This is a genomic window from Syntrophotaleaceae bacterium, from assembly GCA_041390365.1.
Classification (GTDB): domain Bacteria; phylum Desulfobacterota; class Desulfuromonadia; order Desulfuromonadales; family Syntrophotaleaceae; genus JAWKQB01.
On sequence record JAWKQB010000003.1, the window covers coordinates 675,266 to 698,490 of the forward strand.

General features: G+C 54.5%; 22 protein-coding genes. 19 read left to right on the plus strand and 3 right to left on the minus strand.

All coding sequences use genetic code 11. The features are described from left to right. Positions 1 to 621: 621 nt before the first annotated feature. The 14 genes from ltrA to R2940_15490 all read left to right on the plus strand — a co-directional run bounded on the left by ltrA (position 622) and on the right by R2940_15490 (position 16,192). Positions 622 to 1,995 carry a group II intron reverse transcriptase/maturase gene (gene ltrA / locus R2940_15425; GenBank protein ID MEZ4601179.1) on the plus strand — a complete coding sequence of 458 codons (1,374 nt, stop codon included), beginning with the start codon at positions 622 to 624 and terminating at the stop codon, positions 1,993 to 1,995. A gap of 1,021 nt (positions 1,996 to 3,016) precedes the next feature. Then, a complete protein-coding gene (locus tag R2940_15430; protein ID MEZ4601180.1) occupies positions 3,017 to 4,534 on the plus strand; it encodes an Ig-like domain-containing protein in 1,518 nt (505 codons plus the stop codon). A 988-nt stretch (positions 4,535 to 5,522) separates the two neighbouring features. Beyond that, positions 5,523 to 6,758, plus strand: a complete 1,236-nt coding sequence (locus R2940_15435; protein ID MEZ4601181.1) for a Fic family protein — start codon at positions 5,523 to 5,525, stop codon at positions 6,756 to 6,758. Beyond that, positions 6,755 to 7,069: a hypothetical protein gene (locus R2940_15440; protein ID MEZ4601182.1), complete on the plus strand. Its 315-nt coding sequence runs from the start codon at positions 6,755 to 6,757 to the stop codon at positions 7,067 to 7,069. Before R2940_15435 ends, R2940_15440 begins: the two co-directional genes overlap by 4 nt. A 130-nt stretch (positions 7,070 to 7,199) precedes the next feature. Next, a complete protein-coding gene (locus tag R2940_15445) occupies positions 7,200 to 7,928 on the plus strand; it encodes an alpha/beta hydrolase (protein ID MEZ4601183.1) in 729 nt (242 codons plus the stop codon). A 74-nt stretch (positions 7,929 to 8,002) separates the two neighbouring features. Beyond that, the gene (locus R2940_15450) at positions 8,003 to 9,280 is read left to right on the plus strand and encodes a Mur ligase family protein (protein MEZ4601184.1); all 1,278 of its coding nucleotides are present in this window, start codon (positions 8,003 to 8,005) and stop codon (positions 9,278 to 9,280) included. Positions 9,281 to 9,463: 183 nt separating this feature from the next. Continuing rightward, on the plus strand, positions 9,464 to 9,982 hold the full coding sequence (locus R2940_15455) for a hypothetical protein (GenBank protein ID MEZ4601185.1): 519 nt from the start codon (positions 9,464 to 9,466) through the stop codon (positions 9,980 to 9,982). A gap of 70 nt (positions 9,983 to 10,052) precedes the next feature. Further along, on the plus strand, positions 10,053 to 10,793 hold the full coding sequence (locus R2940_15460; protein MEZ4601186.1) for a methyltransferase domain-containing protein: 741 nt from the start codon (positions 10,053 to 10,055) through the stop codon (positions 10,791 to 10,793). A gap of 31 nt (positions 10,794 to 10,824) precedes the next feature. Continuing rightward, positions 10,825 to 11,505, plus strand: coding sequence for an HAD hydrolase-like protein (locus R2940_15465; protein ID MEZ4601187.1), 681 nt, complete (start codon positions 10,825 to 10,827; stop codon positions 11,503 to 11,505). Between the two features lie 41 nt (positions 11,506 to 11,546). Further along, positions 11,547 to 12,581, plus strand: coding sequence for a GrpB family protein (locus R2940_15470; GenBank protein MEZ4601188.1), 1,035 nt, complete (start codon positions 11,547 to 11,549; stop codon positions 12,579 to 12,581). Between the two features lie 61 nt (positions 12,582 to 12,642). Further along, on the plus strand, positions 12,643 to 13,431 hold the full coding sequence (blaOXA, locus tag R2940_15475) for a class D beta-lactamase (protein ID MEZ4601189.1): 789 nt from the start codon (positions 12,643 to 12,645) through the stop codon (positions 13,429 to 13,431). A 159-nt stretch (positions 13,432 to 13,590) separates the two neighbouring features. Continuing rightward, on the plus strand, positions 13,591 to 13,809 hold the full coding sequence (locus R2940_15480) for a hypothetical protein (GenBank protein MEZ4601190.1): 219 nt from the start codon (positions 13,591 to 13,593) through the stop codon (positions 13,807 to 13,809). A gap of 513 nt (positions 13,810 to 14,322) precedes the next feature. After that, the gene (locus tag R2940_15485; GenBank protein MEZ4601191.1) at positions 14,323 to 15,747 is read left to right on the plus strand and encodes a diguanylate cyclase; all 1,425 of its coding nucleotides are present in this window, start codon (positions 14,323 to 14,325) and stop codon (positions 15,745 to 15,747) included. Between the two features lie 232 nt (positions 15,748 to 15,979). After that, positions 15,980 to 16,192: a cupin domain-containing protein gene (locus R2940_15490; protein MEZ4601192.1), complete on the plus strand. Its 213-nt coding sequence runs from the start codon at positions 15,980 to 15,982 to the stop codon at positions 16,190 to 16,192. 99 nt (positions 16,193 to 16,291) lie between these two features. On the opposite strand, the gene R2940_15495 is transcribed toward R2940_15490, so the two are convergent. Beyond that, entirely contained in the window at positions 16,292 to 16,528 is a 237-nt protein-coding gene (locus R2940_15495) for a hypothetical protein (protein ID MEZ4601193.1), read from the minus strand. A 398-nt stretch (positions 16,529 to 16,926) separates the two neighbouring features. Between R2940_15495 and R2940_15500 the strand changes: the two genes are divergently transcribed. Together R2940_15500 and R2940_15505 are read left to right on the plus strand one after the other, a co-directional pair. After that, on the plus strand, positions 16,927 to 19,077 hold the full coding sequence (locus R2940_15500; protein MEZ4601194.1) for a PBP1A family penicillin-binding protein: 2,151 nt from the start codon (positions 16,927 to 16,929) through the stop codon (positions 19,075 to 19,077). Between the two features lie 109 nt (positions 19,078 to 19,186). Beyond that, positions 19,187 to 19,453, plus strand: a complete 267-nt coding sequence (locus R2940_15505; protein ID MEZ4601195.1) for a hypothetical protein — start codon at positions 19,187 to 19,189, stop codon at positions 19,451 to 19,453. 164 nt (positions 19,454 to 19,617) lie between these two features. Here the strand turns inward: R2940_15505 and R2940_15510 are convergent, their stop codons facing one another. Further along, positions 19,618 to 20,232, minus strand: coding sequence for a hypothetical protein (locus R2940_15510; protein MEZ4601196.1), 615 nt, complete (start codon positions 20,230 to 20,232; stop codon positions 19,618 to 19,620). A gap of 145 nt (positions 20,233 to 20,377) precedes the next feature. Between R2940_15510 and R2940_15515 the strand changes: the two genes are divergently transcribed. The 3 genes from R2940_15515 to R2940_15525 are packed head-to-tail and all read left to right on the plus strand — an operon-like array spanning position 20,378 to position 22,924. Continuing rightward, the gene (locus R2940_15515; GenBank protein ID MEZ4601197.1) at positions 20,378 to 21,346 is read left to right on the plus strand and encodes a DUF2157 domain-containing protein; all 969 of its coding nucleotides are present in this window, start codon (positions 20,378 to 20,380) and stop codon (positions 21,344 to 21,346) included. Next, positions 21,343 to 22,407: a DUF4401 domain-containing protein gene (locus tag R2940_15520; GenBank protein MEZ4601198.1), complete on the plus strand. Its 1,065-nt coding sequence runs from the start codon at positions 21,343 to 21,345 to the stop codon at positions 22,405 to 22,407. The genes R2940_15515 and R2940_15520 overlap by 4 nt, the downstream gene beginning before the upstream one ends. Continuing rightward, on the plus strand, positions 22,400 to 22,924 hold the full coding sequence (locus R2940_15525; GenBank protein ID MEZ4601199.1) for a GDYXXLXY domain-containing protein: 525 nt from the start codon (positions 22,400 to 22,402) through the stop codon (positions 22,922 to 22,924). The genes R2940_15520 and R2940_15525 overlap by 8 nt, the downstream gene beginning before the upstream one ends. 74 nt (positions 22,925 to 22,998) lie before the next feature. On the opposite strand, the gene R2940_15530 is transcribed toward R2940_15525, so the two are convergent. Further along, complete coding sequence (locus R2940_15530; GenBank protein MEZ4601200.1) at positions 22,999 to 23,193, minus strand: CsbD family protein; 195 nt, start codon at positions 23,191 to 23,193, stop codon at positions 22,999 to 23,001. Between the last annotated feature and the right edge of the window lie 32 nt (positions 23,194 to 23,225).

The following is a 23,225-nucleotide window of genomic DNA, read 5'->3' on the forward strand; positions in this document are numbered from 1 at the left end:
GGTGGCGGAGGAGGGGGTTCTGACTCTTCTGAACCGACCAGCAGCTCCAGCGATATCTTCACCTTTAGCGAAGACTCTCTAGCCTTTAGCTACTCCTTGAGTGAACCTGATCCGGAATCCCAGATTCTTAATGTCGGGTTTGGTAGGTTGAGGATCTCTGGGGTCGGACCTGGAGTGCGGCCGGGCAAGGTCGCATAATCCAGCGGGTGGGATGCCCGCCCCGGAAGGTTGGCCAACCACCGGGTAGCGAGTCCTTGGAGGCATGGTGGTAACACCCTGCTTTAAGCGTAGGACAGCAAGCAGGCAGGCCGTAAGCCGAAAGGTTGAAGGGATTGAGCCCCGTAAACGACGCATTGGGAAGGACGACGCAGTTCTTGGTGACGGAAGTCAATATGGGCACAACCGCTAATGGCAAGGGTGTGTTCACTTCCCCGGGGTCAGTGACCATGGCATGTCTGACATTGGGATTATGTGGCAACCCGGGAGGCCCTGTGCTTTCTTCCGGAAAGGGAGTATGCCGGACAACCGAAGAGGGAGGAAGGCAAACGAAGCGCAGGGAGTCGGATGGCTCCATAGTACCGTTGAGGGCGGGTAATGCCGTCGGAGGGAAGGGGGCCACACATGGAAGCGCGGCGTGAGGCAACACCGACCGCTCACAGCAGCGGGGAAGCGGTGATAACGAAATTGCGTCGCATAGCGGAGAAGGCCCGCAAGGAGCCCTCGTTCAGATTCACCAGCCTCTATCACCTGATGAACGAGGAACACCTGCGGGGGTGCTTTCAGCGGTTACGCAAGAACGCCGCTGCTGGCATCGACAATCTGACCAAGGAGATGTACGCTGAGAACCTCGACACCAATCTGCAAGAGCTGGTCGAGAGGCTGCACCACATGGCGTACAGACCGCAGCCTGTCCGGCGCAAGTACATCCCGAAGCCGGGCAGCGACAAACTACGCCCCTTGGGGATACCGTGCCTGGAGGACAAGCTCGTCCAGGCGGGACTCGTCCGGATCCTGGAAACGGTCTATGAGCAGGACTTCCTAGACGATTCCTATGGATTCCGGCCCGGCCGCAGCTGTCACCAGGCGCTCAGAGCCTTGAGCGACACAGTGGAGCACGGCGCGGTGAATCACATCGTCGAGGCCGACATCAAGGGCTTCTTCGACCACGTGAACCAGGAATGGCTGATAAAATTCTTGGAGCATCGCATCGGCAACCGGCGTGTCCTGCGCATGGTGAGGCGCTTTCTCAAGGCGGGTGTGGCGGAGGATGGAAACGTGACGGTCAGTGACCAGGGGACCCCGCAAGGCGGCGTCATCTCACCGCTGCTGGCCAACATCTACCTTCATTACGTACTCGATCTCTGGTTCGAAAAGGTCTTTCGCAAGAGCTGCACCGGCACAGCGCGCCTGATCCGCTACGCCGACGACTTCGTCGTCTGCTTCCAATACCAGTTGGATGCGGAGAGATTTCGGCGGGAGCTGAGAATGCGACTGGCGAAGTTCGGCCTTGAAGTGGAGCCGACCAAGACCAGAGTGGTGGAGTTTGGGCGGTACGCCGTTCAGAACGCCAAAGCAAGGGGGGAGAAGCCGGGCACCTTCGATTTTCTCGGCTTCACCCACTACTGCGGCACCAAGAGGAACGGCACCGGATTCCGGATGAAGCGGGACACAGCCCGCAAGAGGTTCACCGCCAAGCTGAAAGCCTTCAAGGAATGGCTCAAGAAAGCCAGACCCCTGAAGACTGCGGACCTGTGGGAGACAGCCAAAGCCAAAGTGAAAGGCCACTACGCCTATTACGGCGTCACGGATAATCTTCGAGGGATCAAGAGATTCGAAGAGGAAGTGAAGAAGCTTCTGTTCAAGTGGCTCAATCGGCGCGGCAAAAGAGGCTGTCTCAGTTGGGAAAAGTTCTGCGAGATGCTGGAGCGGTTCCCGCTACCTCAGCCGAGAATCAAGGTCAGGATGTTCGGACACTCAGTGAAGCCGGCCATGTGAGGAGCCGTGTGCGTTAATAGCGCACGCACGGTTCTGAGAGGGGCCGGGGCCAACCGGTGTATGGTTGAGATGATGTGGCACCGCCGGGAAACCAGGCGGAAAACAGAGAAAACAAACATCAACCTATAGCATCGGAAGAAACCGGTCTACTCGCCCAAGTCGCTGGTTTGTAAAAGAAATTTGGAAATATAACCCCTTGTTTTGCCCTTAGAGCCGGCATTTTGACCCCGAAATGGGGGCTAACGGGTCGCTGGTGCTTTTTCTCGAAGTTCCACCTAGTTTTTGGTGGCGCGACGCAGCCGATTCCCATCGCATTCGACAAGGTAAATTGATGTAAGGAAACGAAATGCTTCGGGGGTTAATTGGAGGTCTGGCCGCATATGCAGTTTTCGCTTCAACTGCTTTCGCCGGCGATATTGTCAGTTCCAAACCGATCATTGTTTTCGCTTACGCTGACCGTCCGTCTATTTCCGCCGCAATTCGCATGGAGGCAGATTTTGTATCTATGCCCCTCTCGATTCGCGGGGTCCCTTTCAAGGGGTCAGACCTAAAAATTTCAAACGGAGCACAATGGATGCAAGATCGGATGGGATCTGATCCAGCCTGGAAAAACGATTGAAAGGATCAAGAGCGAGCCGAATATTTTTGAAATTTGTAGGTTTGACCCCCTTGCTTGGTTTCTATGTGCTTACCGACCGCCAGGCGGTGATGGCTTATGAAACCTCCCAGGGTGTGGAACTTCAATGTTCGGATTTTGCCGATGTCGAGGCTCCCTCGGTAACCCGAAAGCGCAAGAACGGCGTCGGTCCACCGGTGCGGGCCCGGTGCGGGAAAGCCCCACGCCGGAATCTGTGCAGGGGGCGCCGAGTAAACGGCGTTCCTGCTGCGACAGATTATATCCTGTTGACGCTTTAATAAATGAGTGGTAAAAGGGCTTCGTATTAATGAGACCAAGTGGGGCTTAAGGGCTATTCAGGCACTTGTCCCCTCCGGTGACTTTAATCAAAAAAGGAGGTAAGAGATGAGGGAGTTTCGCACGCTATTGAGAATGGCCGGTGTCAGTCTGCTTTTGGGTCTGCTTTTACTGCCTGCCGGTTGCGGCGGTGGTTCTTCCAGCAGCGACGGCGATGGAAGCGATACGCCAACCGTTGGCAATAGTATTGTCAGCGTGTCGCCGGCGGACGCCGATATGGACGTTCCCATCACTGAGACCATAATCGTCACCTGTGCCGAGACGGCGGTCCTCGGGGACATCAGCGGCGTAACCCTGATGACCGGTGTAACGAATGTTCCGGTCACCGTCAGTGTCAGCGGCAATGATATGTTGGTCGACCCGGTGCCCTTGCTGGAGAAGGCTCGAGAGTACACCCTGACCCTCCCCGCGGGGGCCATTGAAGGGGTGGATGAAGAGACCGTCATCACCTTTACCACCATCCAGATCGAATTTGTCGAGCGCACCGGCGTTCTGGTCAGCGATATTGCCGGTGCCTCCATCGGCAGGACCGACATGTCCAACAACATCGTTGTCAGTGAAACGGGGGTGATTCATGAGGTTTGGAAGGTTCCGGCGATCATGTCGGCGAGCCCCGCGGCGGAGGACGGCATCTACTATTCACGCTCCACCGACGGCGGCGCTAGCTTCGAACCCAGCGTTCTGGTGCGCGCGGCCGCCGGCCTGCCAGTGAATGTCGCCAACCAGATTGAGCCAGAAATCAGCTGCAGCGGTGAAGACAATGTCTTCATCGCTTACCCCAACGCCAACGGGCAGATGGAAGTGACTCGTTCCAGCGACGGCGGGGATACCTGGCAGACGCCAGTGGTGATCGGCGAGGCCGGCACCCTGTCTGAGCAGAAGCACATCACCGCCATGGGCGCCAACGTCTACATCTCTGCCAATGACGGCGACGCCCCGCAATCCGCTTCGGTGGATAATGGTGGCAATACTTTTATTCGCTCCACGGATAGTGGCGTCACCTTTGAAACGCCGATTACTGGTCTGATGGGCTATCCGCTGCATGCCCTGCTGATCAACCCGCTCAACGGGGATATCTATATCCTGGGAACGGAACCCACAGGTGTCAATGAACCGACAGATGTCTTCTACGTACGCAGCACCGACGGCGGGGAAACCTTCGAAGTGGCGGTGGATTCGGGGCACACAGTTTCTCACGCGGGCTACTGCTTTGACCGCCTGGGACGGATTGTGATCATCGCCCGTGACGGCAAGCTGGTGATCGGGGATATGAATACCGGCACCTGGAGCGAGTCGGACACCGTCGGCACCTCTTCACTGTCCTTGCAGTCGACCATGACGGTGGACGGCGACAACACCATCTATCGGGTGGGCACTGCCGCCTCCGACAGCCAGATTCATATCACTTATTCGATGGATGACGGGCTGACATTCACCGATGAGCTGATAGATGCAGGTTCGTACCCCAATGCGGCTTCGTCGGTGAACATGTCCGGTGTAGCAATGGTGTATATGCGTGATAATGCCGTATACTTTGCTTACCGTAATCCCATTGCCGCCCCTTGAACCTGGCTGCGGTCATTAAAAACCAGTTGAATTAAACCGCTTCGCGGTAGCCTTAAAGGCAGCAGACCCTTGCTGCCTTTTTTCGCGACTCAGCAATTTAAAAAAACGAGGAGCCAGCAGCCTTTCTACTGCATAAGTAGCCGCATTTAAACCTGAAAGCCTCTGATGTTAAACCCAGACAAGCGGATAATCTTTTTTTTAGAACTTGTCAGAAGTGATCAGATTGCATCAGCGGCCAAACCTAAGTTTTTGTTTGGGTGCCAATACTTATGAAGGAGTAGTGCTTCGCCCACATCCTTGAATTTTTCCTCGGCATCGGTCTCCTTGCTCACATCCGGATGGTACTTGCGGGTCAGCTTACGTTCAGCCCGCTTGATCTCGTCCTGGGTCGCATTTCACTCGACGCCGAGGGTCTTGCAGGGGTCACGAGGGGTCAGACCTACAAATTTCAAAAGGAGCAAAAATAAGTGCATGACCGAAGGGGGCATCGGCAGGACATCTGGTAATTTATGTAAGTAATTCTGAGCTTTTAAAAAACTTACATAACTTACCAGCGTCCCACAGCTGTGTTTCTGGGGACGGACCTGGGCAGGTCGCTGATTTAAAAAGAAAAAATCCCAAATAAAGCCCCTATTTTGCCCTTAGAGCCGGCATTTTGACCCCGAAATGGGGGCTAACGGGTCGTCGAGTGCTTTTTACGAAGATCCACCTAGTTTTTGGCGGGCGCGACGCAGTCGATTACCATTCTCATTCGACGAAGTAAATTGATGAAAGGAAACGAAATGCTTCGGGGGTTAATTGGAGGTCTGGCCGCATATGCAGTTTTCGCTTCAACTGCTTTCGCTGGCGATATTGTCCTTCAAAAGATCGGCAACAACATCGGCAGAAAAGGGAGATACTATTAGACTAGTGTTTCAGTTTATTATGAAATGCTGTATAGTTGCATTATTGTTAAGTCGTCATTAATATCGGCAAGGAAGAACGGAAAATGACTTTCGGCCCTCATCTCATGGAACCCCTCCTTCCAGAAAAACGAGAAATTCTGGAGGATATGGCCAGGGGTGTTTTGGCCAAGTCGGCAGCCCTGGGAGGCCGGCTACACCCGCTTACTCAGGCAGCGGTTGTCGACTTGCTGCGGATCGTCAACAGTTACTATTCCAATCTTATCGAGGGGCATAGCACTCATCCTGTCGAAATCGAACAGGCGATGCGGCAGGATTACTCCAGAGATCCGGCCAAAAGAGAATTGCAGCAAGAAAGTCTTGCACATATCGCCTGCCAGAAAAAGATCGATAAAGTCCTCGCCGATCAGCCGGAAACCAATCCTGCCAGCCGGGAATTCATCTGCTGGATTCACAAAGAGCTCTATAAGGAACTGCCTGAAGAGTTCACGTGGGTGACGGACAAAAAGGAAGGAGAGCGGGTTCGAGTATATGGAGGACAGTTAAGAACCCGCTATGTCGAAGTTGGGCGCCACGTCGGTCCGCCGCCTGAAAGCATCGGTCTTTTTCTCGACCGCTTCGAAACTTTTTACAATATCTCGAAGCATCACGGTTTGACCCCCCTCATTGCTGCCGGCGCCGCTCACCACCGCCTTATGTGGATTCACCCCTTCCTGGATGGCAATGGCCGTGCGGCACGGCTATTCACCGATGCCTACCTCAAATGCCTTCCCCTTCCGGGATATGGTTTGTGGAATATCAGCCGAGGACTGGCGCGACGCCGCGATGATTACATGACCTGTCTGAGCCACGCTGACGCGCCAAGACGAAACGATCTCGATGGCCGCGGCAATCTCTCCAGAGAGGGTCTGGTAGAGTTCTGTCGGTTTTTTCTCGAGACCAGTCTGGACCAGATCGATTATATGGGTGGCTTGCTCGATCTTGACGGGTTAAGGGATAGGATCGCAGGTTATATCCGCCTGCGAACCGAAAAACTCATTCCCCCGCCCAAGCCCGGCGGCCACCCTTTGAAGGTGGAAGCCGCCCACATGCTGTTTGAGGTCCTGGCCAGAGGTGAAGTGTCGCGCGGCGATCTCATCCGCGTCTCAGGGCTGGCTGAACGTACCGGCCGCCAAGTACTTTCTCAACTGATCGAAGAAGGCCTTCTGGTGTCCGATCTGCCCAAGGGTCCGGTAAGGCTGACTTTTCCAACTTATTTTGCAGGCTTTCTTTTCCAGAACTTGTACCCGAATCAAATGGTTCTGGCAGGAGATTCCGGATGACCAAGGATGTGAACAACAGAATTTACGGCAAGATCGATATTCCCGTCTTGCTGCTGCTCTTTTCTTTCCTCCTCTCCTCGGCTTCTTCCGGTTTCTGTGACGATGCCGCTCTGTCTGCAATTTTCAAAGGAAGAGATGTAACGGGAACCCTTGTCATTACAAATCTCGAGGGCACCGAAACCTCTCTGGTTTTTTGCCCTGAACATGGTCATCACCAAACCGAAAGAAGCCCGCTTCAGGCAGGAAATCACCATGGAAGCGTTCAGGGTGAAGGGAATTCTGGACTGAGCGAATTAATGGTGCACTGTTAAAACAGGACATTATCGCCATTTTTGCTGGAGTACGAGAGTAAAAAGCATGAACTTTCGGAAATACGGAGCAGGTCCTTGCGAGTATGTAGTGGTGCACGGTGGCCCAGGGGCGCCAGGGAGTGTTTCTTCCTTGGCGAGAAAGCTGTCGGAGAAATGCTCCGTGCTCGAGCCGTTTCAGACCGAAATCAGCGTGTGGGGCCAGGTCGAGGAACTGTATCGGCAGATTCAAGAAAACTGCACGGACAGGGTGTTCGCACTGGGACATTCCTGGGGGGCGTGGCTCGTGTACCTTCTGGCTTATAAGCATCCCGAGGTGGTAAAAATTGCGTTCCTGATCGGCGCCGGTGCCTTTGATGTGGCATATCTGCCGGAGCTGCAGCGAAGACGGCTCGGAGCCCTGTCGATCGAGGAGCAGACGGAATACCGGGAAGTGATCAAATTGTTGCAAAAACCTTCAGAAAGCAGTGACAGTTATCTTGCCCGCCTGGGAGCGCTGGCCGAAAAGGCTGACAATTATTGCGTCGAGAGTACGGAGGAAAACAGCGAAAGCGCGGTGGGCACTAACGGCAGGCAATACCAGCAGGTATTTGCCCAGGCGCACCGCCTGAGAGAAGAAGGGTTTTTCAGGAAAATATCCGGTGAGATAAGGTGCCCGGTCAGGATCATCCATGGTAAGAACGACACCACTCCGGTCGAGGGAGTGGTCGAGCCGCTGCGAGGGGTGGTCCCCGATTTGAAATGTTATGCGATTGACAGATGCGGACACTCTCCCTGGAAGGAGAAATACGGAAAGGAAGAGTTTTATCGGATAGTGAACCGGGAAGTGAAACAGTCCGAAGGGGGAGCCAGGAAATTATAGGCGCCTGAATATCAGAGGGTTGGTTTAGTTCAATCCCCAGACACATCTTGCATCTGTCTCGAACGGTCGTACTCATGGCGAGTCACTCCACCAAAAAAAGTTTTTTTCGACATATTCATAGAAAAGGGGTTCTGTTTGCGCGCAAACTGGGCCTCCCGTTGAAGATCAAGCCACACATTTCAACCGCTTGCATAACGGGCAGCGTGGGAAAAACAACGACTTGCCGAATGGTTGCATCGATTTTGCGGGAAGCAGGCAAAACGGTCGCGCTGAGCACGACTCAGGGTACCTATGTGGGAGACAGTCCACGGCGTTTCGGCGATTCTTCTAATGGCCGCCGCGGCAGTCGGCTGTTGGTTGAGCGCCAGGTTGATGCAGCGGTGTTTGAAATTGCACGAGGCGGTCTCATCGATGAGGGGATGCTGTTTTCCGGCTACGACGTCGGCGCGATGCTGAATGTTTACGACAATCACCTCGGCCTGAAGGGGGTTGAGTCTCGTGCCGATCTGGCCAAAGTAAAAAAACAGGTGGTGATCAATGCCCGGAAAATGGTGGTTTTGAACGCGGATGATCCTTTTTGTCTTGGTGTAAAGGAGGAAATTCGTGCCGCCCGCACCTGTCTGATCACGATGACTGCAGACAGCCCCGTTGTACGCGATCACATGTCGAGCGGGGGCGTTGCTGTTCGTCTGGAAGGCAGCGGGGCGGAAGCGATGATCAGGTTGTATGAGGGCGACCAAATGCTCCTCGCCATGGCCGCGCTGGATATTCCGGCCAGTTGGGGAGGTCGATATCGGCCGGCAATCAACAATGCCATGTTTGCTGCAGCCATTACTTACGGGTTGGATGTTTCTGCGCAAACCATACGAGCGGGCTTGGGCAGCTTTCGGTCAGATGAGGCCGGGAACCCGGGCCGAATGAATTTTTATGACCATCTGCCCTACAAATTGTTGATCACCTGGGCAGACGGCCCGGAGGCGGCATGTGAAATCGCTCGTTTTGTGTCCCTATTCCCAGTTTCAGGGAAAAAGCATCTGATGCTCGCGGCTATGGGAAATCGCCCGGACGCTTTCATCGTGGAGACGGCGCTGGCGCTTTCGGGCAGGTTTGACAGCTACATCAGCACCGACTGGGAAGACTTGCGTGGGCGTGGGCCTGGGGAAGTTGCCAAGCTTCTGGCGAGCGGGTTCAAAAAAGGCGGGGTCGACCAAAGCAGGATAGAAATCGCCACGTCGCATGAGGATGCCTTGGTACGTGCATTTGCCAAGCCGTCTCAGGGGGACTTGCTCGTGATAGTGAGTTTTAGCGGCTGGAAGGCAAAAGAACAAGGCTTGCTCAAAGGCACCCATTGAAGTGGGGGGTCACTGGATGGGAAATTGGCTGGGGGTGGGCTCGTGTGAGGGGCGGAGCAAGGGGGGCTCCGAGGGGTCAGGCCGGGGTCAAATTTGCCGATGGCCCATCTGACAAATCCTAAACTGGTGAGTCCTTGCAACAGGCAATGACCTGCCATTCGGGCCGGAGAGAGCGGCAGGGCCATGAACAAGGTCATCATAATTGGTAATTCCGGCTCCGGAAAAACCTGGCTCGGCAGGAGGGCCGCTGCTGCTCTCGAGATTCCCTATGTCGCGCTCGACGCCATTTTCTGGGAACCGGGCGGCTACAATCGCAGCCGTAGCTTGTATGAATGTGAAGCCCGTCTTCGAGAAATTCAGGACTCACCCGGCTGGCTTGTCGAGGGAGTGTTCGGGCATTTGGCGGACGCTCTCGTTTCCTTCGCAGACACCCTGATTTTTATGGACTTGTCGTGGGAGGAATGTCGGGAAAATCTGGAAAAGCGAGGCTCGGAAAGTTCGCAACAACTCGACCCGGTGTCGGCTGAGCGGAACTTTCGATCCTTGCTCGAATGGGCATCCTGTTATGCAGTGCGCGACAGCAGGGCCTCCAGGAAGTATCACCGGCTGCTTTTCGACAATTTTCAGGGGACAAAGTACCGTTTGGCAAACCGGGAGGAGGTCGTCCGGTTGCTGAGAATGATAAGAGAACAGAAAGCATGAACAGGCCGGGAAGTGAACCAGTCCGAAGGGAGAGCCAGGAAAATATAGGCGCCCTTTTTCAGGAGGAAAAATGGGAGCGGATGCCTATGAAGGATTAGCCGCCCGTTACGATTGGATGAGCTCGAACAACCCCGCTCGGGAACGCTTTTTTCTGGAATTGTTCAAGAAATACGGGGTATCCAGGGTCCTTGATTGTGCCTGTGGTACGGGCGAGGATCTGCTCATGTTTCACCGGATGGCTGACTCCCTCTGGGGGTCTGACCTTTCAGATGCAATGCTGGCGCGGGCCCGGCAAAAAATAATTGAAGCGAAGGCCGAAATCCCCCTTTTGAAAGCCGATTACCGGGAACTTCCAAAGCATTTCCAGACAGAGTTCGATGCTGTGGTCTGTCTCAGCAACGCGATCAACGAACCCCTCGAAGATACCGAGACCGTGCGGGCGCTTTTAAGCATGAAATCGGTGCTGCGTTCCGGGGGCATCCTTGTTTTCGACCAAGGGCAGTCGGACGTTTCCATGCGCAATTCGCTGCGTTTCGATCCGGTTGTCAATAATCGGGACTACACGAGATTCTTTGTCATCGATTACGCCGGCGACATTCAGACGATCAATATCTTTGACTTCATTCACACGGAACAGAGCACGGATTTCTTCCATTCCACCATTCGTGTAAAAATCCGGCTTCAGGATTCGTGGTGGCAAATGCTGGGCGAAGCGGGTTTTGAAAAAGTCGCATTCTTCGGGGATTGGAAAATGACCCCGTATGACAGGGAGTCGAGCCGAAGGCTGATTGTTGTTGCGGAAAAATCATAAATTCCGGATTGTTGAGGAGGAAGATAGTTCCATGATTCATAACGTGCTTTTCGATCTGGATGGTACTTTGACTGACCCTAAAGAGGGGATAACGCGTTGTATTCAATTTTCTCTTACCCGGCTGGGCAGGAAAGCGCCATCTGAAGAGGATCTTTTATGGTGCATCGGCCCGCCTCTGAAAGATTCCTTTGGCCAATTGCTCGAAAGCAATGAAACTGGTTTATTGGAATTGGCTTTGCGCCATTACCGGGAAAGATACTCGGAAATTGGAATCTACGAAAACAATGTCTTTCCGGATATTGTCCCAACCCTTCGTAAAATTCGAGAATCAGGTTTCCGATTGTTCCTGGCTACTTCCAAGCCGGAGGTTTTTGCCATTCGGGTTCTCGATCATTTCGACCTGACGCAGTTTTTCCATGGAATCCACGGCAGCGAATTGGATGGCAGTTTGTGTGAAAAAGCTGACCTGGTGGCCCATATCATCAAGACATGGAATCTTGATCCCTGCGTGACCCTTATCGTGGGAGATCGCGTGCATGATGTCATTGGCGGGAAAAGAAACGGCATCAAGACCGGAATCGTTTCCTATGGTTATGGAACCCGGGGCGAGATCGAGGCGGCAGCGTCTGATTTTGTTTTCGAATCTCCCTCTGAGCTTGTGATGTTTCTAAAAGCAAGGGAAACAGAGAAAGTGTCGCGTCTCAACTTTTGAAAAAACGAGAGGCTAAAAAAGGCTCGATTTGGGAGTGCTGGATGCATCCATCAGGAAGTCCAATCAAGATATTGCTTGTGGGTGGGATGAGGATCGGGTCGCCCGTTGCCGGGGACTACAGCTTCTATGCGGACCTGTTCTCGCGAATGGCGCGGGAAGTGCCGAACACCGGTGAGCTCACAAGATATGTGGCTTTCGACTGCTTTGCGGATGGGGCTCGGATCACCTTCCTAGGCATCGAGGTCGACAGAATCGACGGCGTTCCCGACGGAATGGTCGCATGGCAACTGGACGAGAAGAAGATCACCGTGTTGGATGGCAGGTGCAGGAGAGATCCGTTGCCGTGGCAACGGGAGGTATCGTGGCTCTGGCTCGACCATTCTTCTTCATCCTGTGGCCGAGATGTCACTGGCGAGTTTATCGTTCGCGTCCCTGCAGAATGGACTCAGGTTTCCGTCCCAATGGACTGCCCTTTCTCGATGACTGGCAACGCATACGTTGCACCAGGCCAAGCCGGATGCGACGACAGCGTCGAACTCGTGGATTATGACGAAGCATGGCCGGAGCAGTTCAGCCTGTTCGCGGAATGGCTCCGCAACCACCTTGGGGATGTCACCGTCTGCCGCGTCGAGCATTTCGGCAGCACTGCGATCCCCGGAATGATCGCAAAACCGGTAATCGATGTTCTCGTCGAGGTGCCCTCCCTGGAACAGGCGAAGCCACGAATGTTACCGCGTTTCATTGAGAAGACATGGGAATACTGGTGGCTCGGGCAACATATGGCTTTCGTCAAGAGGAAGACACTCCAGGGAGTGCGAACGCACCACGTGCATATCATGGAGAGCGGGGAGGGAGTGACTGCACGCCTTGCCTTTCGAGACTACCTGAGGGCTCATCCTGATGACGCGGCCCGCTATGCAGAAATGAAACGGCGGCTGGCCGCCACCCACAGATCGAATCGCGAGAAGTACACGGACGCGAAGTCTGCATTCATTGCCGAGGTAGTAAGGAAGGCAACGGTCAAGTCGAACTCGGCCATGAGTAACCGGACGTCATATTGTTGCGAAAGCGATTGAAGGAATGAAGGTGCATGACTGCACCGATGCCAACATGCCACTACTTATGGAGGAGTAGTCCTTGAATATCAGACTTCCCGCCTTTTTGCTTCTGCTCCCCTTCGTCCTCGCCACGGCTTCCGACGGTTTTTGCGAAGATGCCGCCCTTTCCCGACTTTTCGATGAAAACAATGTGACAGGAACCATTGTCATTACTAATTTCGAGGGCACCGAAACCTTTATTCACAACCAGGAGCGCGCCGATACTCCTTTTATCCCGGCCTCGACCTTCAAGATACCCAATACGCTCATTGCCCTCGACAAGGGGGTGATTACCGAGCAGGATACCTTGAAGTGGGATGGGAAGGATACGGGGGTGGCCGACTGGAATCGGGACCAGACCCTGGAATCGGCCTTCAGGGCTTCATGCGTCTGGTTTTTTCAGGAACTGGCGCAACGCATCGGCACTGATACTTACCGGGTCTACCTGGGGAAGATCGGCTACGGAAACGCCGAACCAGCACCTGAAGTGACGACCTTCTGGCTGGAGGGGGACCTGCGGATCAGTGCCATGGAGCAGATAGCATTTTTGAAAAAGGTCTATCGCCGGGAACTCCCCTTCGGTTCCGAATCCTTCGATACCCTGAGCCGTATCATGCTAATGGAAAAGGCCCCTTCGTACACGCTATGGGCGAAGACCGGCTGGGGCCAGCGGGTTACGCCGCAGATCGGCTGGTATGTCGGTTACGTGGAGAGAAATGACGGCGTCTGGTTTTTTGCCATGAATATGGTCATCACCAAACCGAAAGACGCCCGCTTCAGGCAGGAAATCACCATGGAAGCGCTCAGATTGAAGGGAATTGTAAATTGAGAAAGGAAGCATCGAGTACGAAAGCATAAGTCCTCTCGGCTGTGTCTTTTCATAGGATCCTCTTTTAATTTCGGTTCATATTGATTTGTCTCCGGCGCGGTATAAGGTTGACTATGTACCCATTTCAGGGCTGATTCTCAGCCCGGAAAGGAGACCGATATGACAGGGAAGATTTTTTACAGGGAACGCGAAAAGTACGTGGATGGCTCCAAAACTCCGCGTTATCAGCTTATAGGAGTATTGGGTGTGGACATGAAAATTCAGGGGCATCATCTGCGCATGAGCGAATTGAAATTCATCGCCGATGCGGCTGATGCCGAACTGGTTCACTTGCCACGCGGCCCCAAACACGAAGAAGAAGAGGAAGTCGAGGTTTAATTCTGAGCTGTGTTTCATTATCGGAGGGAACCTGCTGGGGAAGAACCAGACAGCCAAAAGCCGTCTGCCCGAATATCAATCCGGCAGACGGCTTTTTAAAAACTTACGGTTGTCGGTCTTTCACTAGATTGACGGAGGATCGGCTGCGCTCTTTTCCTGCATGGTTCTGATTTGCCTTGGTATCGGACTTGCAGCGTTTAACTCGCATTGGTCGATGTTGGGAGGAAACGGCGAAGCACCTCGTGAATTTGTTGGCGATATATTACATTTATCGGCGGGGTTTTTTCTCTCGGTATCGCCCTTTACGCCTGTATTGGTATATTTCGGCTACCTGTTGCAAAGGCAAAGGAAAGAGGAGTCAATAAAACAGCTCTGCAGTCATGGAGTGTCAAATAGATGCCGATTAAAATGTGGATCAGGTTGAACCAGGGTCCGAACTTGTGCAATTGTAAGTCTTTGGTTTAACGAGAGCCTCGCCTCAATCGCCAGCTTCAGCACCTCAGGAAAATGCACATGCTTTTCGTCACGATTCAGCGCAGATTATTCTTCAGCCATATTCTCGCCGTGCTCCTGGTTTCCGGCAGCATCGGCACCTACTTCTATTTCTCCTCCGCTGAATCCCTTATGTCCAGTCTTCGGGAAAGGCTGAAGAACAGCGTTGCCCTGGTCAGTACGGCCGTCGATGTTTCCGATCTGGACCATGTGCAATCCCCGGAGGACATGGAGCGCCCGGCCTATCTCCATTCCTTGCAGGTGCTGCGTGAGTTCCGGAAGACCAACCCGGACATCGCCTACCTCTATGTGATGCGGTTGACGGGGGAGCGGGTGGAGTTCGTTATCGATTCGGACCCAACCGAGAAACAGGCAAAGCCCGGACAGGAATATACCTCTGTGGTTCCCGCTTTGATGGAAGGGTTTGCCCGGCCATCAGCCGACGAAGAAGTCTACGAGGACGAATGGGGGACATTCCTCTCCGGCTATGCACCGGTGCCGGACGGCAAGGGTGCCTACCTCGTAGGCATCGACATGCGCGCAGACGAGGTGGCCAGGAAGTTCAGACATCTCAGGTTCTCCGGATTGTTGTCACTGGCCGCGTCGGTGATCCTGGCATTCGCGTTCAGCCGCATCCTGTCAGGACACTTCACGGCCCCGGTAAGTCTGCTCATCGCCCAATGCAGGGCCATTGCCCAGGGAAGGCTGGACGAGCGGATCGAGCCCAATTCCAAGGACGAACTGGACGATTTGATCAGGGCTTTCAACTCGATGTCCGACAGGCTCCTGGAGAGCCGGACGCAGCAGCGGCTGGCCGAGGATGAGCTGCGATCAGCCAAGCAGCATCTCGAGATCAGGGTTGCCGAGAGGACCAGGGAGCTGGAGGAGGCAAACCGGCAACTGCAGCATGAGGTGGAAGAGCGTACCAAGGCCCAGGAGGCTTTGGCCGAGGCGGCTCGGACCGATCCGCTCACGGGTCTGCTCAACAGGCGGGCCATGACCGAGCACATGGGATACCATGTGGCGAGGGTGATCAGGCATGGGCGGCCCTTCTGCCTCCTGCTGGGGGACCTGGACCATTTCAAATCCGTGAACGACAGGCATGGCCACGCCGAGGGTGACAGAGTTCTTCTGCAAGTCGCGGAACTGCTTCGTTCCTCGGTCAGGCGGGAGGACCTGGTGGGCAGGTGGGGCGGAGAGGAGTTCCTCCTGCTTCTGCCGGACACGGACATCAGGCAAGGACGGATCCTGGCGGAAAAGATCCGTGCCGCAATCCTGGCATATGAATTCATTTGTGGCGGAGAGCCGTGTCATGTGACCATGAGCATCGGCCTGGCCGAGTACGACGGGGCTGCCGGAGTGGATAAGTGTCTGGTCGGGGCGGACAAGGCCCTTTACATTGCCAAGGGGCAGGGCAGGAATTCGGTGGTGGTGGAATCCCCGTGAAAACCCTGGTTTCTGTGCTTGTTTCCGCTCTGACCCTTTTTATCGGTTACATTATGGCTGCTTTGCCGAGAACGACATTGGATACCTGGTCATGAATAAGTAAGGCCTTCTCGCTTTGATCAAAAAACCAGTGACAGGGAATATATTTGAAGGTCTGCCGGTAAACCTTCCAAAAGAGATATTCGAGGATATCGTGCGGACCCCTTCGGTGAGGATCGAAAGGATCCTCTCAATGGGTCACGCCTCACCCGCTCAGGGCTGGTACGATCAGGACGAAAACGAGTGGGTGATCGTGCTGGAGGGCTCCGGATCGATTTTGTTCGAGGATGGAAGGCAGGTTGTCCTGAATAGAGGGGATCATCTCTATATTCCCGCCCATGCACGGCATAAGGTGTTGTGGACTGAAAAGCACAAACCGACGATTTGGCTTGCTGTTTTCTTCTGAGTGCAAAGAAGTCCGGAGGAAAATTCCTTCAAAGAAAAAGCCCGAAAGGATCGGGCTGAATAAAACAAGAAGGTAATGTTAAATAGACTTATTTTTCTATTACATTCCGCCACTCTTGGGAGAGAAGGCTACCTGGTCGCCATTTTTGAGCACATCACCCATTGAAGCACTTTTATGGTTTACGAAAATAATTTTTACTTCTTCCGGCTCGATTTCAATCTTTCCGGCCAGGTCCTTAACGGTTGCCCCTTCACTTAATTCATATGATTTTGCATCGTGAAAATCACAAACATCTTCCTTGGAGAGGGTTGAAAAACATTTGACTTGAACTCTCATGATTTCCTCCATTGATTCTATTCCCGTTTAACAAAAGCCTAATCCTCGACCATCCTTTCTGCCTTCGATCAACCTTGCGGATTTAATGGTACTGTAACTTTCGCCTCTGTCAAATTATCGAAAATATCATAGACGCTCGCTCGAACAACATCCTCTGATTCATGAAAAGTTTGTTTTGGTAATCTCTGATCTATTTTGTCCAGATCTCTTTAAATTAAATCTTTGAAAAAACTGGGATAGACTGATCAGATCTGAAGACAACAATAGGGTTGCAATAAAAAGAGCAATGACAAGAAACATGGGAAGGTGTATAAGATTGCCGTCCCTCCATTTTGGGCAACCCTTCTTTCAGGAGAGGGGAGGTTTCGAGTTCAACCCTTGTCAGGAGTAAAAAAGCCGTGGCCACGCTGTCATTTCGCCCTTTTCTGAAAAAACCCACGCTTGTTTTGGTCCTTATACTCAGCCTGTCCCTGACTTTTGTTTTCCAGGTCTTTGGGAAAGAAACGTTCGCAACCCATCCGCTGCTTTCGTCCGGCTATTCCTCCATCAAGGTTTTCGACCGGGAAGGGCGGTTCGTCGGCCGGATCCCCGCCGAGGGAAGGTACTGGGTGTCCATCGCCCAGATCCCCAAATTCCTGCAGGATGCCGTTGTGGCTATCGAGGATGCCCGGTTTTATCAGCATGGAGGGATAGACCTCAAAGGGATCACCCGTGCCCTGGTCAAGGATGTCATGAAGGGGGAGATGGCCGAGGGGGGATCGACCATCACCCAGCAACTGATCAAGAACAAATACCTGTCCGGAGAAAAAACCCTGGATCGGAAACTGACCGAAGCGCGCATGGCCATGGAATACGAGCGGAAATACACGAAGAAGCAGATTCTGGAGATGTATTTCAACGAGATCTACTACGGCAACGGCGCCTGGGGGATCGCTCAGGCGGCCCGGCTCTACTATGACAAGACTCCCGCCCAGCTGTCTGACGCGGAATGCGCTCTGCTGGCCGGGGTTTCGAAGGCGCCGAACCGCTACAACCCGAGGGGGGAGCCCGCCAAGGTCAAGTCGCGGCGGGACCTGGTGCTGGGACGTATGCTCGAACTCAAGATGATCACCCCGAAGCAGAAACAGACCTTGTCGGCCAGTCCCATAACCGGCGTCAAGCCCGGGCAGGCACCCTGGTACCTTACCCATATTCGCAATAAACTGGTGGAAAGATACGGTGCGAAGATCATCGAACAGGGCGGGCTGGAGGTGATGGCGGCCATGGACCTGAAACTCCAGGCCCTGGCGGAACAGACCCTGCGGGAGGGGGTGCAGAAAATCGCCCCGGACCTGCAAGGCGCCCTGCTCTGTCTCGATCCCCAGACCGGGGACGTGCTGGCCGCTGCCGGAGGGGTTGATTTCAAGCAGAGTGCGTACAATCGTGCCTTCTTTGCCAAACGGCAGCCGGGATCGGCCATCAAGCCCCTCATATACGCGGCCGCCATTGACAAGGGGCTGACGGCCGCCGGCCTCTGGAATGATGATCCGGTATCCTACCGTCGGGGAGACAGCCAGCTCTGGCAGCCTCGCAATTACAACAATGAGCGCCACGGGCAGGTGAGTCTGCGTCAGTCCCTGGCCTATTCCAACAACATCGTCGCGGTCAAGGTGCTGGAAACGATCGGCGCCCCCTGGTTTGCTGATTTTGCCGGCAGTCTCGGCATCAATCTGAAGGCCCGCCATGATCTTTCCATGGCCCTCGGGACGGAAGAAGTCACCCTGAACGAACTGGTTGCGGCTTACGCCCCCCTGGCCAACGGAGGGCTCAAGGTTCAGCCCCGGACCATCATCAGGATCTACAACAAGAAAACCCAAATGTGGACCCAAATGCCCTCGGTTCCCACGCCGGTTCTTTCTCCCGCAACCGCCTTCGTCACCACCCGGATGCTGCAGGATGTGATGAACTACGGGACGGCCAAGAACCTGAAGCAATTTGCCGAGCAATATCCTGCGGCCGGAAAAACCGGGACGACCAGCGACTACCGGGATGCCTGGTTCGTCGGCTACACTCCGAATCTGATTACAGGAGTCTGGGTGGGGCATGACAAGCCCAAGCCGGGCGGCCCAGGTTTTACCGGCGGCCGGGTCAGCGGGCCCATCTGGGAAAGCTTCATGCGCAAGGCCCTTGCCGGTCGACAGGTGCCCGACTTCATCCAGCCGGAAACTGTTGTCAGTCTCACCATCGATCCCCTTACGGGAATGCCGGCCACCATCGAGTGTCCGCAGCTGAAGGATGAATTTTTTGTCCTTGGCACAGAGCCGAGAGACTACTGCCCGGAACACCCGGGAGAAGCCCTGCAGGAACTGCCGGTTGCTTTACCCATTCCCGGCGAGAATGAGGCGGAATTCGACAGTCTGGACCCGGCTACGGAAGATGAAACCTCGCTTTCCAGTCCCGATCCAACCAACGGTCCGGTGTTTTTTCCCCAGGCCGGACCCTTCATGCTCGATCCCATTATTCCGGAAGAGTCAGGGGCGTCGAATGCAGAGGGTGAGGTGGGTGAGTAAGAGCTAGAAACGGATCGGGGGGTAGCATTTTTTGAAAGCTTTTGTATAACTAATATCGGTTCCGTTCCCTTTTTCTGATCCTATGGCAGCCCTCGTCTCAGGAGGTTCTATGCGTCTCAACGTCGCTGCTTTGGCTGTAACCGCCGCTCTGGTCTGGAGTCTTTCTGTTTTTCTCGTCGGCATCTCCAATCTGCTCTGGCCCCCCTACGGCCAGGCTTTTCTCGAACTCGCCGCCTCGATTTATCCCGGCTATCACGCTGAAGCGAACTTCGGTTCAGTCATCGTCGGAACACTTTACGCACTGGTCGACGGCGCCGTCGTCGGGGCGGTTTTTGCCTGGATCTACAATCTTGTGGCCAGCCGGTCGACACCGTAAAAACCAGTCCCGGGTCAGGAAAGCGGTCCCGAGTCCCGGGTCGGAAAAGCGGTCCCGAGTCCATAGTCAAAAGACAGTCCCAGGTCAAAAAGCTTAGACCCAGGACCCGGGACCCAGTACTCAGGACCTTGGACCTTGGATCCGGGACCGGACCTTCGACGGACTTAATCCGGTAAACTTTCCAGGTATTGCCGCAGCCCTTCCTTCGCCCCGCCGATCCAGGGTTTCCCGTGGGCGAAGAACAGGTGGTTGAAATCTCGTTTCAGATGACCGAGAAAGGCTTTTTTCAGTCCCCTTTTCACTTCTTCAGGAGCCTCGCCCATCAGTTCGTCTGGCACGAAAGCGAGATCGTCGCCCTCTCGAATAATGGCGTCGCCGATAAAGAGAAGGCCGCCGGAAAGGGCCGAATAAAGTGCGGTTTCCTCCGGGCAAAGCGACGCCACCTCAAGAGCTATAAGACCCCCCGGAAGTTCCTGGCCAAAATCAAACGGGTGAACTTTTTTCCCGACACCGAAATGATGCATTCCCGCCCGGTGGCACCATACCCGGGCCTGGAAAGCCTTTTCAAACTGGTCGCTGTGCCGGTAGTGAAGGCGGTTGGTGAGATAGATATGTTCCGGTTTCGGCCGGTTTTGAAACCAGTCCAGCCCTTCTTCCGGAACCCTCGGATCGATCAGCACCGGGGGGGTGACCCCTGCGAGATAACAAGAATGGACTCTCTGGCCGATCCCCTCGTGGAAGTTCGACCAGTGGAAAATTCCGGGAAGAATTTCTTTCATGGAAGCCTCCTGTCTTCAGAACAGCCCATCACACTTTATCACTCTCAATTGTTTACGCCATTTGTCTTGAGTTGATAACGAGAGGGTGCTAATTTCGAGACCATGGTTCGCCTTCTTTAACCAGCCTGCTTCAAGGACTCGACCATTGACCTCCCATCGCAAAAAATTGATTGAACTTTTCGAACAGGGGGCGATCCCGGTTGAAAAAATCGACCAGGCCCTCACAGTGATGAAGGTTTTCCCTGACAGCCCGGCCTGGCGCAGATTCATCGATCAGCTGCTGCTGTGGCTCGGCAGCCTGGCCCTGGCTTTTTCGCTCCTGTTCTTCATCGCTTATAATTGGAGTGAAATCGGGCGGTTTGCCAAATTCGGGATGATTGAAGCCGCCATCGTCCTTTGCATCGCAGCCTATTGCAGATTCGGCGATTCGATGCCGGGCAAGGCGGCTTTGCTCGCCGCCACCATCTGTCTCGGCGTTCTGCTGGCCTTTTTCGGACAAACCTATCAAACCGGCGCCGATCCCTGGCAACTGTTCTTCACCTGGGCCCTTCTCATGCTGCCCTGGGCAATCATCGCCCGTTTTCCCGCCGTCTGGATCGTCTGGGTCGCTCTTCTGAACATCTCCCTGATCCTTTACCACCAGACCTTTCGGGGGGTTTTCCTGGCTGGTTTCGATTCTGAAATCGAGCTTCTTTGGTTGCTGTTTATTTTTAACATGCTCGCTCACCTCGCCTGGGAGTTTCTGGCCCGGTTGCGCCCCTGGCTGGCAGAGCGTTGGGCCATCCGTTTGCTGGCCATCGGTGCCGGCGTGCCTCTGACCTGGCTGGTCCTGCATGCCATTTTCGAGGGAATGGGCAAATATTTTCTTTCGGCTCTGATCTGGACCGCATGGCTCGCAACGATGCTCTATCTCTATCGCAGGATCATCCCGGATCTTTTCATGCTGGCCGGCTGCTGTCTGGCCGGGATAACGGTTTCGATCACTTTTCTGGGCAGATTTATTTTGGACGATTCTTCCGGTGGCGGCTTCCTTCTTCTCGCTCTTGCAGTGATCGGCATGGGCGCCGGGGCGGCCGTCTGGCTCAAACAGGTTCATCGGGACTTCCAATCATGAGCGGCAGCAACGAACAGCTTTGGTTCAGGCTGGTCGAGGCGGGTGTGGTCAGGGGAACGCCGCCCGAAAAAACCGATTCCGAGTCTCCCTGGTATGTGAAGCTTCTGCTGGCCTTCTCCGGCTGGCTGGCGGCTCTGTTTTTCCTCGGTTTTTTCTCTGTCGGCCTGCAGTTCGTACTCGACAGCAGCCTCCTTGCCTCCGTCGCTGGCGGCCTGTTGATCGGCGGAGCCTTTGCGGTTTTGCGTACGCCGAAGAACGAATTTCTCGAACACCTCTCCCTGGCGGTCAGCCTGGCGGGACAGGGTCTGGTCGTTTTTGCCCTGGTGAAAGCCGCAGACGGCAACGAGGAGATCGTCTGGATTCTGCTGGCCCTGCTGCAGGCGTTGCTGGCTTTCGTTATGCCCAGTTTCGTTCACCGGGTCTTCTCTTCGCTGGTTGCGGCCGTCGCTTTCGGCATGGCCCTGACAAGCTGGGGTTGGTCTCAACTGGTCGGCGGGCTGGTCATGTTCCCGGCCGCCGTCTGCTGGCTCGACGAATTCCGCAATCCCCGCTGGATGGAGAGGAGGAGGGCTTTCGGCTATGGCCTGGTGCTGGCCCTGATTCTGTTGAAGGGGACAGCCATTTTCGGCTATGAAATGACAGGTTGGCACGTCCGGGAGGCTCGGTTTTCGGCCGGTCCCTGGTTGGGAGAACTGTTGACCGGCGTCGTGGTCCTCTTCGTTGTCGGACGACTGTTGCACCGTCATGGACATCGGATATCCGAGCCGGTTTCGATCTTTGCGCTCTCCGGAACCCTCCTGTTTTGCATCGTATCGATGAAGGCCCAGGGCCTTTCCGTCGGCCTGGTGGTGCTGCTGCTGGGCTTCGCCGGCTCCAACCGCGTGCTGCAGGGTTTGGGCATCCTGTCGCTGCTGTTTTACATTTCCACCTACTATTACCTGCTCGATGCTACCCTGCTGATCAAGTCGCTCAACCTTCTCGTCGTCGGCCTTGTCCTCCTCCTTCTGCGATGGCTGATGTCGCTTCTGCTGCCGATGGCGAAGGAGGACGGCCATGTCTAAAATCATTGCGATCGTTTCCCTGGTGCTCATCCTGTTTCTGGTGAACTGGTCCATTTTTCATAAGGAAAGGCAGTTGGCCGCGGGTGGCACGGTCTATCTGGAGCTGGCGCCCGTGGACCCGCGCTCGCTCATGCAGGGCGACTACATGGCCCTGCGTTTTCGGCTGGCCGACGAAGTCTACAGGGCCTTGCTGCAGAAGGAGGAGGCCGAATCGAGGCGGAATGAGGAGATAGTATTTGACGGCCGGGCGGTTGTGAAACTGGATGAACGGAAGGTCGGTTCCTTCGAACGTCTTTATGAGGATCAGGATCTGGCCGAAGATGAATTGCTCATCCGTTTTCGGGTTCGCAATGGCCTGGTCAAGCTGGCCACCAATGCTTTTTTCTTCCAGGAGGGCCACGGAAACATCTATGAACCAGCCAAATACGGGCTTTTTCGGGTAGATGACAAAGGGGAACTGCTGTTGGTGGCTCTTTACGATGAGAATCTGAAAAAACTGGATCCCGGGGAAGACTAGCGGGATCGATGCCGTGCCGGAGGAAAACCGGCCCCAACGGGGCCGGGTCGCAAAAAATGATTTCCTGTCCGGTCTTAATGCCGACGGAAATCATCCACCTGCCTTTGCGCTTCCTCTTTTGAGTAGCCGTATTTCTCCTGAAGCTTGCCGACGAGTTTGTCCCTTTCTCCGCTGATCATATCGACTTCGTCGTCAGTCAGTTTTCCCCATTGTTTCCTGATTTCTCCCTTGATCTGTTTCCATTGGCCTTTCATTTCGTCAGAGTTCATCTCTGGCTCCTTTCTTGTTATTTTTCAACATT

Excerpts from the sequence above, each read along its gene's own strand:
- R2940_15470 (MEZ4601188.1), top strand. The coding sequence starts at position 11,547 with ATGCATCCATCAGGAAGTCCAATCAAGATATTGCTTGTGGGTGGGATG.
- R2940_15520 (MEZ4601198.1), top strand. The coding sequence starts at position 21,343 with ATGAGCGGCAGCAACGAACAGCTTTGGTTCAGGCTGGTCGAGGCGGGT.
- R2940_15525 (MEZ4601199.1), top strand. The coding sequence starts at position 22,400 with ATGTCTAAAATCATTGCGATCGTTTCCCTGGTGCTCATCCTGTTTCTG.
- ltrA (MEZ4601179.1), top strand. The coding sequence starts at position 622 with ATGGAAGCGCGGCGTGAGGCAACACCGACCGCTCACAGCAGCGGGGAA.
- R2940_15485 (MEZ4601191.1), top strand. The coding sequence starts at position 14,323 with ATGCTTTTCGTCACGATTCAGCGCAGATTATTCTTCAGCCATATTCTC.
- R2940_15460 (MEZ4601186.1), top strand. The coding sequence starts at position 10,053 with ATGGGAGCGGATGCCTATGAAGGATTAGCCGCCCGTTACGATTGGATG.
- R2940_15435 (MEZ4601181.1), top strand. The coding sequence starts at position 5,523 with ATGACTTTCGGCCCTCATCTCATGGAACCCCTCCTTCCAGAAAAACGA.
- R2940_15455 (MEZ4601185.1), top strand. The coding sequence starts at position 9,464 with ATGAACAAGGTCATCATAATTGGTAATTCCGGCTCCGGAAAAACCTGG.
- R2940_15440 (MEZ4601182.1), top strand. The coding sequence starts at position 6,755 with ATGACCAAGGATGTGAACAACAGAATTTACGGCAAGATCGATATTCCC.
- R2940_15490 (MEZ4601192.1), top strand. The coding sequence starts at position 15,980 with ATGGGTCACGCCTCACCCGCTCAGGGCTGGTACGATCAGGACGAAAAC.
- R2940_15465 (MEZ4601187.1), top strand. The coding sequence starts at position 10,825 with ATGATTCATAACGTGCTTTTCGATCTGGATGGTACTTTGACTGACCCT.
- R2940_15430 (MEZ4601180.1), top strand. The coding sequence starts at position 3,017 with ATGAGGGAGTTTCGCACGCTATTGAGAATGGCCGGTGTCAGTCTGCTT.
- R2940_15450 (MEZ4601184.1), top strand. The coding sequence starts at position 8,003 with ATGGCGAGTCACTCCACCAAAAAAAGTTTTTTTCGACATATTCATAGA.
- R2940_15510 (MEZ4601196.1), bottom strand. The coding sequence starts at position 20,232 with ATGAAAGAAATTCTTCCCGGAATTTTCCACTGGTCGAACTTCCACGAG.
- R2940_15530 (MEZ4601200.1), bottom strand. The coding sequence starts at position 23,193 with ATGAACTCTGACGAAATGAAAGGCCAATGGAAACAGATCAAGGGAGAA.
- R2940_15505 (MEZ4601195.1), top strand. The coding sequence starts at position 19,187 with ATGCGTCTCAACGTCGCTGCTTTGGCTGTAACCGCCGCTCTGGTCTGG.
- R2940_15495 (MEZ4601193.1), bottom strand. The coding sequence starts at position 16,528 with ATGAGAGTTCAAGTCAAATGTTTTTCAACCCTCTCCAAGGAAGATGTT.
- R2940_15480 (MEZ4601190.1), top strand. The coding sequence starts at position 13,591 with ATGACAGGGAAGATTTTTTACAGGGAACGCGAAAAGTACGTGGATGGC.